At 41.8% G+C, this 17,927-nt stretch carries 15 protein-coding genes; 12 read left to right on the top strand and 3 right to left on the bottom strand.

The features are described from left to right. Positions 1–8: 8 nt before the first annotated feature. Complete coding sequence (locus tag ABE28_RS18860) at positions 9–3,179, top strand: ATP-binding cassette domain-containing protein (RefSeq protein WP_064465424.1); 3,171 nt, start codon at positions 9–11, stop codon at positions 3,177–3,179. A gap of 70 nt (positions 3,180–3,249) precedes the next feature. Here the strand turns inward: ABE28_RS18860 and ABE28_RS18855 are convergent, their stop codons facing one another. Beyond that, positions 3,250–4,515: an ATP-binding protein gene (locus ABE28_RS18855; RefSeq protein WP_064465423.1), complete on the bottom strand. Its 1,266-nt coding sequence runs from the start codon at positions 4,513–4,515 to the stop codon at positions 3,250–3,252. Between the two features lie 184 nt (positions 4,516–4,699). Here ABE28_RS18855 and ABE28_RS18850 point away from each other — a divergent pair, with 184 nt between their 5' ends. The 3 genes from ABE28_RS18850 to ABE28_RS18840 all read left to right on the top strand — a co-directional run bounded on the left by ABE28_RS18850 (position 4,700) and on the right by ABE28_RS18840 (position 7,727). Then, on the top strand, positions 4,700–5,155 hold the full coding sequence (locus tag ABE28_RS18850; protein WP_064465422.1) for an SRPBCC family protein: 456 nt from the start codon (positions 4,700–4,702) through the stop codon (positions 5,153–5,155). Between the two features lie 431 nt (positions 5,156–5,586). Further along, positions 5,587–6,819, top strand: coding sequence for a 5-aminolevulinate synthase (gene hemA / locus ABE28_RS18845; protein WP_064465421.1), 1,233 nt, complete (start codon positions 5,587–5,589; stop codon positions 6,817–6,819). Then, a complete protein-coding gene (locus tag ABE28_RS18840; protein ID WP_064465420.1) occupies positions 6,816–7,727 on the top strand; it encodes a DMT family transporter in 912 nt (303 codons plus the stop codon). The genes hemA and ABE28_RS18840 overlap by 4 nt, the downstream gene beginning before the upstream one ends. A 137-nt stretch (positions 7,728–7,864) precedes the next feature. On the opposite strand, the gene ABE28_RS18835 is transcribed toward ABE28_RS18840, so the two are convergent. Continuing rightward, positions 7,865–8,638, bottom strand: a complete 774-nt coding sequence (locus tag ABE28_RS18835) for an alpha/beta hydrolase (RefSeq protein ID WP_064465419.1) — start codon at positions 8,636–8,638, stop codon at positions 7,865–7,867. A 318-nt stretch (positions 8,639–8,956) separates the two neighbouring features. Here ABE28_RS18835 and ABE28_RS18830 point away from each other — a divergent pair, with 318 nt between their 5' ends. The 8 genes from ABE28_RS18830 (at position 8,957) to ABE28_RS18795 (ending at position 16,611) form a co-directional block, all read left to right on the top strand. Then, positions 8,957–9,706, top strand: a complete 750-nt coding sequence (locus ABE28_RS18830) for a methionine ABC transporter ATP-binding protein (protein WP_064465418.1) — start codon at positions 8,957–8,959, stop codon at positions 9,704–9,706. Further along, entirely contained in the window at positions 9,699–10,361 is a 663-nt protein-coding gene (locus ABE28_RS18825; protein ID WP_064465417.1) for a methionine ABC transporter permease, read from the top strand. The genes ABE28_RS18830 and ABE28_RS18825 overlap by 8 nt, the downstream gene beginning before the upstream one ends. Before the next feature lie 18 nt (positions 10,362–10,379). Then, positions 10,380–11,207: a MetQ/NlpA family ABC transporter substrate-binding protein gene (locus ABE28_RS18820; protein WP_064465416.1), complete on the top strand. Its 828-nt coding sequence runs from the start codon at positions 10,380–10,382 to the stop codon at positions 11,205–11,207. 201 nt (positions 11,208–11,408) lie between these two features. Beyond that, complete coding sequence (locus ABE28_RS18815; RefSeq protein ID WP_064465415.1) at positions 11,409–12,476, top strand: FecCD family ABC transporter permease; 1,068 nt, start codon at positions 11,409–11,411, stop codon at positions 12,474–12,476. A gap of 3 nt (positions 12,477–12,479) precedes the next feature. Continuing rightward, positions 12,480–13,241 carry an ABC transporter ATP-binding protein gene (locus tag ABE28_RS18810; protein ID WP_064465414.1) on the top strand — a complete coding sequence of 254 codons (762 nt, stop codon included), beginning with the start codon at positions 12,480–12,482 and terminating at the stop codon, positions 13,239–13,241. 16 nt (positions 13,242–13,257) lie between these two features. Continuing rightward, positions 13,258–14,280 (top strand): ABC transporter substrate-binding protein, encoded by a 1,023-nt coding sequence (locus ABE28_RS18805; protein ID WP_064465413.1) that lies wholly within the window; start codon positions 13,258–13,260, stop codon positions 14,278–14,280. A 127-nt stretch (positions 14,281–14,407) separates the two neighbouring features. Then, positions 14,408–16,126, top strand: coding sequence for an ABC transporter ATP-binding protein (locus tag ABE28_RS18800; protein ID WP_064465412.1), 1,719 nt, complete (start codon positions 14,408–14,410; stop codon positions 16,124–16,126). A gap of 158 nt (positions 16,127–16,284) precedes the next feature. Then, positions 16,285–16,611: a hypothetical protein gene (locus ABE28_RS18795; protein ID WP_064465411.1), complete on the top strand. Its 327-nt coding sequence runs from the start codon at positions 16,285–16,287 to the stop codon at positions 16,609–16,611. Between the two features lie 92 nt (positions 16,612–16,703). On the opposite strand, the gene ABE28_RS18790 is transcribed toward ABE28_RS18795, so the two are convergent. Then, a complete protein-coding gene (locus ABE28_RS18790) occupies positions 16,704–17,903 on the bottom strand; it encodes an MFS transporter (protein ID WP_064465410.1) in 1,200 nt (399 codons plus the stop codon). Between the last annotated feature and the right edge of the window lie 24 nt (positions 17,904–17,927).

Below are 17,927 nucleotides of genomic sequence, written 5' to 3'. Positions count from 1 at the left end.
ATGCACAGATGAAAATAAAACAATTACTAGCAAACAATATTAACGAACTGGATGCAGTATTGCCAGGCGACCAATCATTAGGAATTGCCGGGTTATCTGGTTCCGGGAAGACGACCTTTTGTCAGACCATAGGGGATGAATCCAAGAAGCGTCTCGTTTCCTTATTGCCGAAGTCTGAATATCAATATTTGTTTTCAGATATAATGGAAACCAATTTCAGCGCCATCAAGATGGAGGATATGCCGCTCGTCCTTTTTCTCGGCAAGTCTTCCATTTCATCCAATCCCCGTTCGACCATCGGCACCCATACTGGTGTGTTTAAAGAAATACGTGTTTGTCTTGCTGAAAAATTCAATCTTTCTCCAGAAGTTTTTTCCTTTAATAATGCATTAGGCTGGTGCCCTGCATGTAAAGGACGCGGGACGACGAAGAACGTCGAATGTCCGACGTGTGAAGGAAAGCGTTACCATCCAGAAGTCGAGCAATATACGATTGAATTATTCAATCGCCCACATACCATTTCCGATATCAACGAGTTAAGCATCGAGTCAATCCTTTCACTTGCAGAGAACTTACATATTAGTGAAGCTAAACGGCATATTCTCCAAAATATAATCAATATGAATAGTGGTTATTTAAGCATGAACCGAATCATGGGAACCGTGTCAGGGGGAGAATTAACAAGGCTTTACTTGGCAGAATTCATGGCAACAAGCGAAAATACCGTGATCATCATAGATGAAATCTCCGTCGGTCTTGATCACCGAACCCTTTTGAAAATATTGGAACAGATTAAGCAATTAGGTTATAAGAATCAAATATGGCTCATTGATCATTCAGACACGGTGTTAAATTGCGCGGACGAGCAGTTGTTCTTTGGGCCCGGAAGCGGGAAATATGGGGGCAAAATCGTGGAGGAATCACCTCGTCCCAACCCAATCAGCTGGGAACGAAATGAGACGGCGCCAAAGGAATTCTATCCATTTCACGACCTATACTGCCGAAATATACAAATGGAAGAAATCCAGATCCCTAAGAATAGGCTCGTTACCTTTACGGGTGAATCAGGCTGCGGTAAATCCACACTTGTCAATGAATGTATCGCCAGAGATTTTCAGAAGCGCTTTCCAAAGGATAAACTGGTCATGGTCGGACAGGACCGAAATAAATCGATTACCAGTCGATCGACTGTTGCGACGTTTCTTGATATAAAGAAGAAGCTGACTAAATACCGTGATGAAATTGATGATATCTTTCAGCGCTCGATCGAGGATATCATCGAAGAATTGCCTAATGAGGAAATCGCCCATAAACGCTTGAGCTTATTGATCAAGCTTGGGCTAGGGTACTTGACGTTAGAGCGAAAAACCCAATCACTATCGACAGGGGAATTTCAATGTGTCCACTTAGTTTCAGAACTGTTCGCGAAAACAAGGAATCCGCACACGCTGTTCATTTTTGATGAGCCTTCAAAAGGGTTATCGCAAAATATTTTAAACGAATTCATCGATAGCCTCAGGGTCATTCTTGAGGATGAATCGGTCTCGATCATCATGATCGAACATAATCGGTATATGCTGGAAAGCTCGGATTATATCGTGGATTTCGGTAAAAGACAGCTTGCACCAGTCAAGCATCTTGACGTAGTCGGCCATGATGAATACTATCGTCGTAACGACAGGGAAGGTCGAGGGGAGCCATTGCATATTTCGTCCGCACTCCGGTCCAAAAGCGGCATCCATTATTTGCAGGAAAACCATTTGGACCATTTCAAAAGGGCAGAGAACATCTATAAGGGCGGCATTTTAAAAAGCTTGTCGTCCATGGCCCGGTTGATATACGGTGAATATGAATCTGACACGATCGCACCTGTGATCGCCATTGATCTTGAACGGCACTTGTACAGCCAATATACGTTTCTATATGAATTGGGCGGCCTGATCAATCATCTGCTGGCAGCACATCCAACCAATAAAGATACAAGAAGCTTCGATTTTTATTCTAAAGAAAATCATTGCCCAAGCTGTTCGGGCCGCCGTGCCATTGAAAAATTTGATATCGATGTTGTCATTCAAGACAAAAATGTACCCTTTTGGGATGGCTTATTACATTCAGATGTGATGGAAGTCTTGAAGTATTATCAATATCCAAAACTGCAATTTTTGTTTGATGAAATCAAAAACGAACTCGGTCACGACATGAGTAAAAGCTATAATGAGATGACAGATGCTGAGAAGCAGACCTTCTTATATGGGTACTGGGAAAAATCCTTTTATGATAAAGCAGGCAAGGCATCTCGGACATGGGAAGGCTTCAATCTCATCATCGGACGTTATATGTTCATTTCAAAATCGATCATTAAAGAGCAAATGAAAGCAACGAAAGCGAGTATCACTTGTCCAATCTGCCTTGGAACGGTGCTGAACCATCATAAAAAACTGAAGTTTGGCGAGGCGGACATTCGTGAAATCATCCAACAGCCAATAGATGAAGTCATCAAGAGAGCAGGGAAGCTGCCCGAACTGGAAAAATTCAAGGCAATTGTAGGAGGCGATATCGCATTGACTGCTGATGTCTCATTCCTTTCCCGGGAAACACAAGCTGCGTTGAAAATGCTCGAGCTGGAGCTGGCAAGCTTCCAAGGATATGAAGTGGTTCTGCAAAATGCCCGACCATTCTGGAGCAGCATAACAGGAAGCATCGAAGCCATCAGCAGCAAAAATCAGATCACCATCTGTGATTTTACGAACATAAACGAAACACGGGAAATGATTATCGATAAATATTTCACTAATGGAAAATACAAAAAACTGACTTATGTGTATGAAGCATTTGGCTACAAGAAAATCGTCACCCAAATCAATAAAATTAAGGCAAGTCATAAATGCCCCTTCTGTGATGGAAAAAAAGTGATTTCCGAAGATGGCCTCCATGATGGGGTCCATAAATTAACGATGCCTTGTGTGAGTTGTCATGCCAGTGGCATCGATGATGAAGGACGTAAAGCCATCGTCGAAGGCATCGACGTGCAAACCTGGCTGACAGGGAAAGTAAGTGATGTCGTGGCAGAAGATGAACGTACCCACGCTGTTGCCGATATTCCGATTTTCGCCCGAATTCGTGAATTGAACAAACGAGATATGATGGCAGTTCATGCATGCCTGGAACGGAAAAGATAAAAAGGCAGCACTCTAATGAAAAAAGTCCGCCGGAAATGGCGGACTTTTTTTGAAGGGCTGTAGACTTTGCTTAAATGGAGGATTCTTCATCATAAACAGGAAGTGTAACGGTAATCGTTGTTCCTTTATTTGAAGCGCTGGTTATATGAAGTGTCCCATTCATCGTTTGGATCGTTTTGACAGCGACCATCGAACCTAGCCCTGTGCCTTTCTCTTTGGAACTATAATACGGCTCGCCAAAACGGTGGATTTGTTCTTTATTCATTCCAATCCCATCGTCTCTGATTTCGATAATGATGTTGTTAGCATCTACATGGGAAACTATACGAAGTTCCCCGCCGGTAGGCATGGCTTCTATCCCATTTTTGATCAGGTTGAGGAAGCATTGCTTGAAATGCTGGGTATTACCCCGGGTGACACCTGGAGTCAGCTGTTCTGATAGCGTAACTGAATTCATGTTAGCCAGTGGCTTGATCATTTCAATCACATAGCCTATTTCACGCTCGATGGAAATGGGATCGACCTTATCCAGGGCAGGTTTGGCGAATGCCAAGTATTCACTAATGATCGATTCCGCACTATCAAGCTCCCGAACAACATGCTGGATATATTGTTCTTTTTCGGTTTGGGTCAGATCGGGTTCTTTTAGCAGCTGGACGAACCCTTTCACAACCGTTAAAGGGTTTCTGACCTCGTGAGAGATGCTGGCTGCAAGCTGACTGACGACCTCCATCTTTTCAAGCCGCACCATTTGTGTTCGGATCAAAATCGCATCCTTTAAAATCTCCATAATATATATGGCTAAACCGATAATGAAAGGAGGAAGGAGAATGAAATAAAAGACATACGCCTCCGTTATTCGAAAAGAATCAGACATAGCAAGTGCAAGGAAGCTGGTTACGATGCTTAGGATTACAATCAATGAAATCGAGCTATTTAGCTTATTTTTTCGATTGTACGAATTGAAATTAGAAGAAAATAGAGCCGTAATGACGAATATAACGATATAGACAATTAAAGTAAGCAGATTGAAACCATTCATGATGAACCTGCCAGTCAAGAGAATGACCAACAGAACAGCTCCGACAGGCCAACCGCCATAAAGTGTCCCGATTATAAAAGGGATTTGCCTGAGATCGTGAACACAATATTCATCGATATAAATCGGAAACTTCATACATAAGATAATCGGAATGCTCATGCATGTCGTAATAAGGAGCTTGCCATACTGACTTAACCTTTTGCCGTGATCTAATAAAGTGGAATAAATTAAAATGCTTACCAGGATATAAAACAGATTATCTAGAATGTGTTGATTAATATAAGTAAAATTCATCGGATTCTCCTGAAAAATTACAATTTGGTCTACCTACAAGAATAACACTAAAAAGGGAGATTTGAATAAAGTAATTTTTTGTAAGAAAAACTTATAAATTCACAAAACCAGTAAGCTACTCACAATGTAAGTAAAGTTGATTTACCTAATAAAATAAATATAATCAAATCAGAGGTGATATTCAGTGAAATCGTGGAAAAAAGAAATTGAAATAAACGCTCCAATCGAACATGTATGGAAGTATTTTGACGGTTCCATAGAAAATATGCAGCAAATCATGCCTCAAGTGATTGAACAAAAACCCATCAAAGTAACGGAGGAAGTGGTCGGGAGTATATATCGCCAAAAATATAGAGAAGGCAAACGAACAGAGGAATATGATATCGAAACACTCGCGTATATCGATGAACGTGATCAGAAAAAGCTAAAAGTAGGCTTCATTCTTGCCAAAATGTTTGATATAACAGCATTGTATGAACTGAATAGAATCAGTGACAGCAGAACGTCCTTTATATACACAGTCACCAGCCGCCCGTTAAAGTGGTACCTGAAATTACTATTACTATTCACCACCGATAAAGTGGTCGTCGAATTCTTGGAACGTGTCAAGAAGGTAGCAGAAGCGGAGACTGGAAGGTAGTTGTACTTAAAATATGTGGGGAAGAATCCAACTTGAAAGACGTTGTTCAAGTTGGGTTCTTTTTGTTGTGGATAGTTTTGGATGAAGGGCGCTTTTATGTTTTCCTGGTGGTAACTTCAATTCAAGGGACAAACTGGTCTCAATTTGTAAGAAACAGATTAAAAGAACAGGTTCAAGGTATTTGGGTAAATAGAACGTATTTTTAGTATGTTTTATTGCTGAATAGCATTTTTAATAGTTAGAATAGGATTATATAATTAAATATCAGAATATTATGTATTTTAAGATAATGTTTTTGATTGACAATTTTCATTTATTTGGTAATATTTCTTTATTATTCCATTTAAATTATTCACATAATGACTTATCAATATGTCATTCTATTAATTAATTTAAGTGGGTAAAAATAAAATTACTTAGGTGGTTAAATTATGTATGAGACGATCATTAACGATGAGTTAAATAAACTAAAAGAAAGCGGGCAATATCGCAGCTTTGTCACTCTGAATCGTATAAATGGTCAATATCCTTTAGCTAAGTTAAATGGCGATGAAAATGGTAAACCTGTAGTGGTTTGGTGCAGCAATGATTATTTAGGTATGTCTCAGCACTCACTAGTAACTGATGCCATGCATGATGCAATTAAAATGTATGGGGCTGGCTCTGGTGGATCTCGTAATATAGGAGGGACACATTATCAATATGCGGAGCTGGAAAAAACGCTTGCAGAATGGCATGGTAAAGAATCGGCTCTTGTTTTCCCTACGGGTTATGGGTCAAATGATGCCACACTACAATGTCTATTAAAGCTTTTCTCAAATTGTATCGTGTTTTCGGATGAACGTAATCATGCTTCCATCATTAACGGTATTGGCAGTGCTAAAGTGGAAAAAGCGATATTTAAGCATAATGATGCAGCTCATTTAGAAGGATTACTGAAAGGGCAACCCCTTGATCGACCAAAAATCATTGTCTTTGAATCAGTTTACTCAATGGATGGAGATGTTTCGCCAGTTGAAGAGATTGTAGCCCTTGCTAAAAAATATAACGCCATTACTTTCCTCGATGAAGTCCATGCCATTGGAATGTATGGTCCCAGAGGTGCAGGGATTGCTGCGGAACTTGGCATTGCAAATAAAGTAGATATCATACAAGGTACTATGGCAAAGGCCATTGGCGTAATTGGAGGGTATATTACTGCTTCTGTTTCATTAATCGATGCCGTTCGTTCTTTTGCATCAGGATTCATATTCACCACTTCCCTGCCTCCCGCAGTTATAGCTGCTTGTCACGCGAGTATCCTACATCTGATATCATCGGATAAAGAGAGGATCTCGCTGCAAGAGAAGACAAAAACTTTACGAGAGTATCTAACGGAGGCAGGCATTCCGATAATGGCAGCAAGCGAGACTCATATTCTTCCCGTTTTGGTAGGAGATGCGAAGAAATGTAAGGAAGCAGCCAAAAGACTGCTTGAAAAACATCAAATATACTTACAACCTATTAATTCACCTACAGTAGCTGTCGGTACAGAACGCTTTAGAGTGAACGTCACACCCAATCACACTGAAGAACAGATAGCCCATTTAACTTTTGCTTTAACGGAGGTTTTCAATTATTTTGATATTCCTTTCTCCAATAGATTGGATTCAGTAAACATATGACCAACTTTATGTACATATTTTGTTTAGTAGTATGGGGGCTTAATTTTATTGCCGTGAAGATACAAGGTACACCCGTTAGTTTAGAATTATCTCTAACCTATCGTTTAAGTTTGACGGCCGTTTTATTTTTGATTCTGTTGTGCATTCTTAAACCTGCAGGTAAACCTAAGAAAAAGGATATCCCATATATTATCGTGTTTGGAGTATGTAATTTTGCCTTAAGCTATTTATGTCTTTATTACGCGACCATCTTAAGTTCGGCAGCCATGGTTACATTGATATTTTCACTGAAAGTCATCTTAACACCCATTGCCCTTCGAATTTTTTTGAAAGAGCCTTTGCATTTCCGTATCTTGATTGGCGGAATGATTGGTGTGCTGGCTGTATGCATTGTTATTTACCCAAGTTTACATGACATTCATGGTTTTCATGATATAAAAGGGAGCATGATAGCCGTTCTGGGGACCATCCTTACTGCATTAGGCGATGCGAGCTCAGCTAGAAATGCTAAGAAGCAGGTGAACCCAATCTATGCGAATGTACTTGGATTTGCAGCAGGGGGAATCCTTTTATGGACCATTGTTTTCATTAAAGGGCAAGCGGTCAGTCTGCCGACATCACTTTCCTATTTATCAGCATTATTCTATTTAACGCTATTTGCCTCCTTTGGAGCATGGCTATTCTACCTAAAGCTTGTAGAGAAAATAGGGGGAGCGAAAAGCGGGTACATGGTCGCTCTTTTTCCAGCAATCGGTGGCATAGCTTCAGTGATGATTGGTGATTCCGAACCGTCCATTTACTTGGCTGCTGGCTGTCTTTTCAGTTGTATAGGAGCTGCAATTGCATTGGGAGTGGGCACGCGTAAGGATAAGGTAAAGCTGGTAGAAGAAAATTCGGTTAATCAATAAGGGGCTTTGCGGTACCTTATGGAGCGATGGATGAAATCATGCTTCTGTCGTGCCTGCCATCAGGAGCAGGGCCTTTTCAATCGCCATTAAATAAAGAGCTTAGCCGCCAAGACTTGGCGGCTTTTGTGTTTGGCAAATCAACTTTTGACGGCAAATAACCAGTGAAGTGACTGGATGAAGTAGTTGGAAAAGAAAAGATCATCATGAGTACCGTTTGGATCCGATTCGAATGATAGATGATCCTCCAGATAACCTTCCTTGATGAACTCCAGATGGGCCTTCTTCGTATAGTCGACCATATGCTTTTGGGTTGTTTCTTTATAAATGCCCTCTAATTCGCCCACATATAAATAGAGCTTATGATTTTGACGATTCACAGTTGGTTTGGTATAGCTCTTTCCTTGTCGTACAATCTTCTCGCCTTGAAGATAGCGCAGAACATCCTCGTACCAAAAGGAAGCGGATAAGGAAATATATTGATGGAATACCTCTGGATAATGGTAAGAGGCGAAAATCGAAACAAGTCCTCCTAATGAGCAGCCGGAAATGGCTGTATGCGAAGGCTCGGGATTCGTAGCATAATGGGCATCGATGTAAGGCTTTATTTCGGTTACAAGCGTATGTAAATAAACCTGGGCTTGTCCTCCAAAGTCAGGGCGATGCGGGGCAAGCGATGGTGCTGCCCAAGGCGTATAATTGTCGTTGCGGTTGATCGGGTCAATTCCAATAACGATCAGTGGTTCAATTTGCCCGGACAGGATCAAATGATCGATATAGTTTGCAGCCTGCTTGGCTGTTTCTCCACCATCATGCATATAGATCGTGCGGTATTTTTTGGTTTGATCGTAACTAGAGGGTAAGCTGACACATACCTCATAGTTGGCAATTTTCTTTTCAAGGTATCGAAACATGCAGGTGCCTCCAACTTCTTTAAGGTTATAGTTGATAATGATAACCATTATCAACTATGATTATAATACACTCGCCATTGTTTTGAAAGGGCTTATACAATACATGGAGTGAAAAATAATCTGGTTAGTATGATAATAATCATTCTTGTCTAATTCGGTTATAGGCTTTTGTAAAAGGAAAGGGGGAGCTGAATGGTGCTGGTGATCTTTAACTGTTAATTTGTGTCTTTGCAATTGGTCCTCATTAGTTGATAAAATGATTTATCCGTTGTGTTACTTTAGGCAATATTACTTTCAACAAGTAGAAAGTGGGATGTTATGATCAACCTGCGTCAAGTGAGTAAAAATTTTTCACAGTTCGAGGCAATCAAGTCTGTTACCTTGACCATACCTAGAGGTGAAATACATGGAATAATCGGAGCTAGCGGAGCAGGGAAATCAACGCTGCTGCGGTTAATGAATTTGCTGGAAAACCCGGATGGGGGCGAGGTGGAGGTCAACGGGCAAAGACTGACAGCACTAAACAATAAAGCGCTTCGAGAGGCACGAAAGTCGATCGGGATGATCTTTCAGCATTTTAATCTCGTGGCGAATAAAACGGTTTATGACAATGTGGCAGCTTCTTTAGAGCTGGCAAGCTACCCAAAGAAGGAACGTCGTAGCCGTGTGGCCGAGTGTCTTCAATTTGTCGGGCTGGAGGGTGAAATGGGGAGATATCCTGCACAGTTAAGCGGGGGACAAAAGCAGCGTGTTGCGATTGCAAGGGCATTGGCGAATAACCCGCAAGTGTTGTTATGTGATGAGCCGACATCCTCCCTTGATCCAAATACAACGGCTGAAATATTGGACGTGCTGGGGAATATCAACAAACAATTCGGTGTGACGATCGTGATTGTCAGTCATGAGCTGGAAGTCATTAAGAGTATATGCAGTCGTGTAACGGTCATGGCAGCTGGGGAGATTCATGACACCATCGCAATCGAACCAACGGGGATTCAAAAAAGGGATAATCGCCCGGAATACTTCATCGAACAATTAGCAGAGAATGGTGGGCTCGGTCATGCCTGAGGTTTTAGTACAATATGAGGCAGAAATTTGGCAATCGATTGGAGCAACGATTACCATGGTAGGTGTGTCCATTTTGGCTGCGATCATCATTGGATTGCCGGTCGGGACGCTGCTATTTCTTTGCCGGAAGGGCCATTTGCTTGATAATAAGTGGGCCTTCTCGATTTTGAATTTATTGGTCAATATTATTCGTTCTTTTCCTTTTTTATTATTGGTCGTTTTTTTGATTCCGTTTACAAGAATCTTGATCGGCACAGCCATTGGTACAGCAGCTGCTTGTGTTCCATTGGCGATCATTGCGATTGCCCATTATTCGCGCTTGGTCGAGCAATCTTTATTGGACGTGCCTAAGGGCGTGATCGAGGCAGCCATTTCCATGGGGGCTTCCGTGAAGGATGTCATCTTTAAATTTCTATACGTCGAAGCTCGGTCAGGGCTTGTCCTCGGATTAACCACATCGGTCATCAGCTTCATTTCCTATTCCACGATCATGGGAGTGGTCGGAGGCGGCGGTATCGGTGATTTTGCCATCAGGTATGGCTATCAGCAGTTTAAAACAGAGCTAATGATTTATATGATCATCATCATGATCATCCTGGTACAGCTTATTCAATTCATTGGCACATCTGTAGCCAGGATGATCGACAAAAGATAAATAATGGAGGAAACCATCATGAAAAAAATACTCTTTGTCATGGCAGCAATGATGTTGCTTTTAGCAGGGTGCGGCAAGGCGAATGAAGGAAAAGAGAAAGAAACTGCGAAAAAAGAGGAGAAGGAAGAGGTAACATTGAAGGTAGCCTCACTCATTCCCCCAATGACGGAAATTCTAGAGCTAGTAAAACCAAATCTGGCTGAGGAAGGCATTAACCTGGACATCGTCGTATTGAGTGATAATGTGCAGCCGAATACGGCACTAGCGGCAAAAGAAGTGGATGTGAACTTTTTCCAGCACGTTCCGTATATGGAGGAATTCAATCGTAACAAAAATGCCGACCTTGTTCCCGTGAAGCCCATTTATTTTGCCAATTATGGTGTATATTCCAAGAAATATGATTCCATGGATAAAATGCCGGAGGGCGCCGTCATTGCGATCGCAAATGACGTATCGAACATCGATCGGTCATTATCATTGCTGGCACAGCATAAAGTGATCACGTTGAAGGAAAAAAAGGGCCCATACTATACGATATCTGATATTACGGAAAACCCTAAAAATTATAAGTTTAAAGAAGTGGATTTATTGATGCTGGCAAGAACGTATGATGAAGCGGATGCGATCGTGATCACACCCGCTTACGCTGCACCGCTTGGTTTGACGCCAAAAAATGACGCTCTTCTCACGGAGGGTGTTGAAAATGACTTTGCGATTACATTGGTGGCACGCAAGGATAATGTCGATTCCGAGCCCGTTCAAAAGCTGGCAAAGGCCATGACAAGCCCGGAGGTACGCAAATTTTTAGAAGAGAAATATAGTGAAACGGCCATACCGGCCTTTTAAATGTAAAACGAAAGGGCTATTCCAATGGGAATAGCCCTTTTTTACGTGTCAACAGCTCATCATTCAAAAAAAAATAGGTTTTAAAAAAATTATGTTGTATTATTTCGGTTTACATATTATGATGATTTTCGAGAATGATAATCATTATCAAATATATCCAGTTCAATTGATTCATCATACAGGAGGTGAATGTAGTAGGGAATGGCTACAAACGGAGTTAGTAAAAGCAATTACTATTATATGATTATTTTATTATTAATAGGTTTGATCATGGTATCTGCCGTCTATTCGGTATCGATAGGGCAGGTACACATCCCTTTCAAGCAATCGATGGAGATCATGCTTCATACATTGACGAATGGCAGATTGGGTTCACTGAATGTTGAAAATGAATCCTATTTAAATATTATTTTACAAGTTCGGATGCCTCGCGTTATTTTTGCCCTGCTGATTGGTATGGGGCTTTCGTTGTGTGGAGCCGTGATGCAGGCCGTCGTACAAAATCCGCTTGCTGATCCATATATTCTGGGCATTTCATCCGGAGCTTCACTGGGGGCAACCTTTGCGATCTTGGTCGGACTTGGGAGCGGCGCGGTCCTATCACAATTTGGAGTGGCATTCGGAGCATTTACAGGGGCCATGCTGACATCGATAGCGGTACTTGTTTTATCGAGTATCGGAGGTAAAGCGACATCAGTCAAACTCGTCCTATCAGGTGTTGTCATTGGGGCATTATGCAGTTCCTTCTCAAGCCTGATCATCTACTTCGCCAACAATGCGGAAGGCATTAAAACCGTCACCTTTTGGTCGATGGGAAGCCTGGCATCATCAAGCTGGGGCAAAACACCGATCCTGGCAATCATCGTATTGCTTGGCTGCGCATTGTTCCTCTTCCAGCATCGGGTGCTGAATACGATGCTGCTAGGCGATGAATCCGCTATCACGCTAGGGATTAACTTAAGCGCCTATCGTAAATTTTATATGATCGTTACAGCCCTTATCACGGGAACGATGGTGGCATACGCAGGAATGATTGGTTTTGTAGGGTTGATCATCCCTCATATAACTCGGGGGATATTTGGTGCAGACCATAAACGGTTAACGTTAGGAACAATTTTATTAGGCGGACTGTTTTTAATTTGGGCGGACATCTTGTCAAGAACGTTGATCACCAATGTTGAATTGCCCATTGGAATCATTACATCTGTTATTGGTTCGCCATTATTCATCTACATGATTGTGAAAAAAGGCTACAATTTCGGAGGGTGAAACATGCAATTAATCGCGAAAGATATGGGAATAAAAATCGGCAAGAAGGAAATTGTGAAGGACATATCGATTCTAGTAAAGAAACAACAATTTGTTGGCTTGATCGGTCCGAACGGCTGTGGCAAATCAACTCTATTAAAAAGTATTTATAAAAGCCTATCCCCTCATAAAGGTACGGTTCTATTAGACGATATGGACGTTTTGAAAACCTCTGAAAAGAAGGTTTCACAGCAACTGGGTGTCGTGGGCCAATTCAATGAAGTGAATTTCGATCTGACGGTGCACCAAATGGTCATGCTGGGCAGAACGCCGCATAAGAAAATGCTGGAGTCCGATAAACAAGAAGATTTCATGATCGTGGAAGAATCGCTGGCACGAACCAACCTGCTTGATTACAAGGACCGCAGTTTCCTATCACTTTCCGGTGGGGAGAAGCAAAGGGTCATTTTAGCGAGAACGATTGCCCAGCAGCCGAAATTCATGATATTGGATGAACCGACGAATCACTTGGATATCCGCTATCAGATTGAAATTTTATCATGTGTAAGGAATTTACAAATCGGGGTGCTCGCAGCCCTACATGACCTTGAAATGGCTGCCCATTATTGCGACTACCTTTATGCCATAAAAGATGGAGAAGTCTACGCTCAAGGTACGCCTGAAGAGGTCCTGACACCTGACACAGTCGAAGCCTTATATAAAATCAAGTGCCAAACGTTTATCAATCCAGTTACGAATGGATTAGGTTTTGCGTATGGCGTATAAAATAGGAGGAATACAGTTGAAAAAGAGATTATTACTAGGAGTCGGGTTGGCGGCGATGTTAACGCTGACAGCCTGCGGAACATCAACCAAGACTAGCTCTGAAGAGAAACAGGAGCCAAAAAGCCAATATCCATTAACCATTGAAAACTTCACGAAAGCTGAAGGCGGGACAAAGTGGGAGAAAAAGGATCAAGTCTTTGATAAAGCACCTGAACGAGTCATGGCTAATACAAGACCGGCAGCAGAACTGTTATTGCACCTAGGATTAGGTGACAAAATTGTCGGTGTCGGCGCAAACTTCGGAGCGCCCGATAAAGCAGTCGAAAAACAATACGATAAACTAAAAATGCTGAGTGACGAGTATGTAGGGAAAGAAGTTACATTAGGAACGGATCCAGATCTAGTCTACGGTCGCGGCGGTTTATTCGATAACGCTGATTGGGGAGTAGGAACAGTTGATTCACTTAATGAAATGGGCGTGAAAACGTACGTGCTGAATTCATCCGTCACTGGAGGAACGTATAATTCCATCTATAAAGATATTGAAAACCTCGGTAATCTGTTTAATGTACAAGACAAGGCAGATGGTTTCATTAAAGAACTAAAGGCTAAACAAGATTCGATCACTTCCAAATTATCAAGTATTAAAGAAGAAGAAACGTTCGCTTATTTACATATGAGTGATCCGAAAGAAGTGTATGTATACGCAGCTCATGACGAAACCTTCTTTAATGACTCATTTTCAATGGTTAAACTAAATAATATTTTCAAAGATGAAAAAGGAGAGGTTAGTGTAGAAAGGCTGATTGAAGCTGATCCGGATGTATTGATCATTCCTGATTGGAGCACGGCTGATGGAGTAAGTGCAGATAAGATCAAAGCAGCACTTTATGCAAATGAAAAGCTATCGAGCATGAAAGCAATCAAAAACAAACAAATTTATGCCGTGGATTACAACTATATGTTCAGCTATAGCTACAGTACGATAGAAGGAATGGAAATGTTAGCGAAGGAAATGCATCCAGATTTGTTTAAATGATCGTTACGGATCATATCATGTTAGATTAAGATTTTAATAGGAAGTGAATGAGGGAGATTTTCGTTGAAAATAGGTTACTTTCACGGAAATCTTCTTTCTTACTTTAAAGGAGGAAATCCTGGTTGTTATGTTAAAAGACTTTTTTGCTTATTATAAGCCGTATAAATGGTTATTCATCATTGATTTTTCTTGTGCGATTTTGGCCGCCTTACTGGAGCTCGCCTTTCCCTTGGCCTTCAATAAGGTGATCGATGATTTATTGCCTACAGGTAACTGGACCTTTATCATCTGGGCGTGCATTGGTTTATTGGGCATTTATGTAGTGACGGCCTTTCTGCATTATGTCGTTACATACTGGGGGCATATGCTCGGGATCAATATCGAGACGGATATGCGCAGAAAGCTATTCAACCATGTTCAGAAATTGTCCAATCGCTTTTTTGATAATACGAAGACAGGCCACCTCGTTTCACGGATGACCAATGATTTAATGGACATAGGGGAAATTGCCCATCATGGACCTGAGGACTTGTTCATTGCCGTGATGACACTGTTTGGCGCCTTTGGTTTAATGCTCTCCATCAATTGGAAACTCGCTTTATTGACATTCATCATCATTCCATTCTTAATTAGCCTATCCATTTACTTTAGTAAAAAAATGTCACATGCCTTCAATCAAATGTTTGCGGATATTGCAGATTTCAATGCAAGAGTCGAAAACAATGTCAGCGGCATTCGTGTCGTCAAGGCATTTACGAATGAAACACACGAAATGGAAAAATTCGCCGTGAACAATGGCCGTTTCCGTAAAACAAAGCTTGTTGCCTATAAGGTCATGGCCTGGAATTTCTCTATCAGTCATATGCTGATGAAGATCATTTCATTGTTTGTCCTAGGATGCGGAACCTGGTTCGTCATTTATGGACAAATGACGTTTGGTGAATTCATCGCATTCGTGCTGCTTTCCAATGTATTCCTGACACCAATCAACCAAATCAACTCCGTGATCGAAACCTATCCGAAAGGGATCGCCGGCTTCCGCCGTTATCAGGAATTGCTGAACACGGCACCGGATGAGCTCGATGCACCGGATGCCATCGATGTGAAGCATGTAAAAGGAGACATCACATACAAAAATGTCACATTCGGTTACGAAGGAAAAGAAAACGTCCTCAGCCATATCACTTTCAACGTAAACAGCGGTGAAACCATTGCCCTTGTTGGCCCATCCGGAGCTGGAAAAACGACGATTTGCAGCTTGCTTCCACGATTCTATGATATAGATTCAGGGGAGATTGAAATCGATGGACTGAATATTAAAAGCATGACCATGGAATCCCTGCGTCAGCATATTGGCATCGTCCAACAAGATGTATTTCTTTTTGATGGAACCATCAGAGAAAACCTTACCTATGGAAAGCTTGATGCAACGGACGAGGAAATTTGGGATACAGTAAGACGCGCCCAGCTAGAAGAGATTATTAACAGCATGCCTGATGGTTTGGATACATTCATCGGCGAGCGTGGCGTCAAACTATCAGGAGGGCAAAAACAAAGGGTCTCCATCGCCCGCATGTTCTTGAAAAATCCGCCCATCCTCATCCTGGATGAAGCCACATCTGCTCTGGATTCCGAAACGGAAGCAGCGATCCAAAAAGCGCTAAACGAACTATCCAAAGGGAGAACCACACTCGTGATCGCCCATCGCCTGGCCACGATCAAAAATGCCGATCGAATCCTCGTCATCACCGAAGAGGGAATCGCAGAAGAAGGAACCCATCATGAGCTGATTGAAGTCGGCGGAAAGTACAGCAAACTTCATCAAGCACAATTTCAATGGGCGTAATAAATCAAACCTCTGACTTTTGTCAGGGGTTTTTCATTTTGGGGTTATCGCAGAAAAGAAGTTGGAAATCCTAAATGTGAAATTCCTTATTTCATTTTTGGAACGAACCGGTCATGTTGTATTTGTTATCATTATGCCATTACAGGAGGTTTGTGAAGATGCTAATTGAAAGTATGAGTGACTATTTATATGAGCCATTTTACATACCGATTTTATTGCTGCTGCTAGGAATATTATATATAGGTATTTTAATATATAGTTTTACAAACGTTACGTTTACTTTCGTAGGCTATGGTTTAATGGGAATATCGATCCTAACGTATCTTCTTGTTGGTCTGTATATGACCGGAAAAGGATACTATTTAGACAAGCATGCTCCAGATCTATTGGTTTTTGGAAGTATTGGTTTTTTAGAGCTTACTATATTAACTTATCCTTACATGTTTCTTACCTTGGCGGTGGTTCTCGGTAAAAAAGGCGAGTGATTAAACCTTGGCAAATGAAAAGAAGTATCAAAGAACAAATCCACGTTCTTGATACTTCTTTTTTCTTATTCATGGCGTAGGTAAGCTTGCTCTTACGCTGCCTTCTTTTGTTGTTTTTGTTGTTGGTCTAAGCGATAGCTTAGGAAAGTTAGCAGACTTGCACAAATGGCAACGAGCCCGCCGACCCATGTGACATTCAGCAAGTTTCCTTGATGGTAAACGACTCCGCCGAGTGCTGAACCAAAGGCGATACCGACATTGCTTGCGACCGGCATCAGTGAAGCAGCCAGCCCTGTAGCCTTTGGCTGATAAATGCCGGCAAGGTCTATTAAATAAAGCTGGGTGGAGGTTGTTAAAAGGATGGCCATCAATGACATCAAGCCAATGTTAATCAATCCAAAAATAAAATTGTTTGTCGTCCAATATAAACTGATCAGAACGATCGCCTGCACGAGGAACACAAACCGGAGGCGTCCAATTGCATTATGGCTGGCAATTTTCCCTGCGAGTATGTTGCTGAATATCGATATGAATCCGTAGCCGAACAGTATCAAGCTGATTGAACTGCTTGGTGCTTCCATTCCTTTCAGGATCGGAACAAGATACGTAAAAACGGCATACGTCGCGCCAAAGCCAAGAGATGGAATGAAAAAAGCCATCAAAATTCGCGGGTGCGTCAGCAAGGAAAACTGATCACGCATCGAACTGCGAGTTGTACTTTGCATAGCAGGCAAAACGAAGAAAGCGGCCAAAAACGCAATGGCTCCGAGAAAAGTCGTTAACAGGAAGGATGCATTCCAGTTATACCATTCAGCGATGACCGTGCCTATCGGTACGCCAATCACGTTTGCCAGCGTAAAGCCGCCGAAAACGAATGATATCGCAAGACCGCGTTTGGCGATCGGCATGGTTTCACTTGCTACGACCATCGCAAGTGAAATCAACACGCCTGTTACTATCGCCGTCAGCATCCGAAGTGCCAGGAGCATGATATAGCTCGACGAAAGCACGCACAGCGCATTCAGGACGATGAACGAACCGATTAGAAACAACATCCATTTACGCTTTGGTAAATGACTCGTTGCCGACATCACGAGCGGGGTGGCAACGGCAAACGTAAGCGCAAACGCAGAAACGAGTGTGCCTGCTTTGGCATTCGTGATATGGAGACTCGAGGAAATATCGGTTAAAATCCCGACAATAATAAACTCGCTTGTCCCGAGAACGAAGGTTAATAAAGTGAGTGTTAAGATGAGCAACCAATGTCGCTTCGTTAATTCCGTGGTGTGCATAAAAACCTCTTTTCTTAGCTGAAT

The organism is Peribacillus muralis, assembly GCF_001645685.2.
Taxonomy (GTDB): Bacteria; Bacillota; Bacilli; order Bacillales; family DSM-1321; genus Peribacillus; species Peribacillus muralis_A.
The sequence above is the reverse complement of the archived record's forward strand: the minus strand, read 5'-3'. Positions and strand labels throughout refer to the sequence as shown.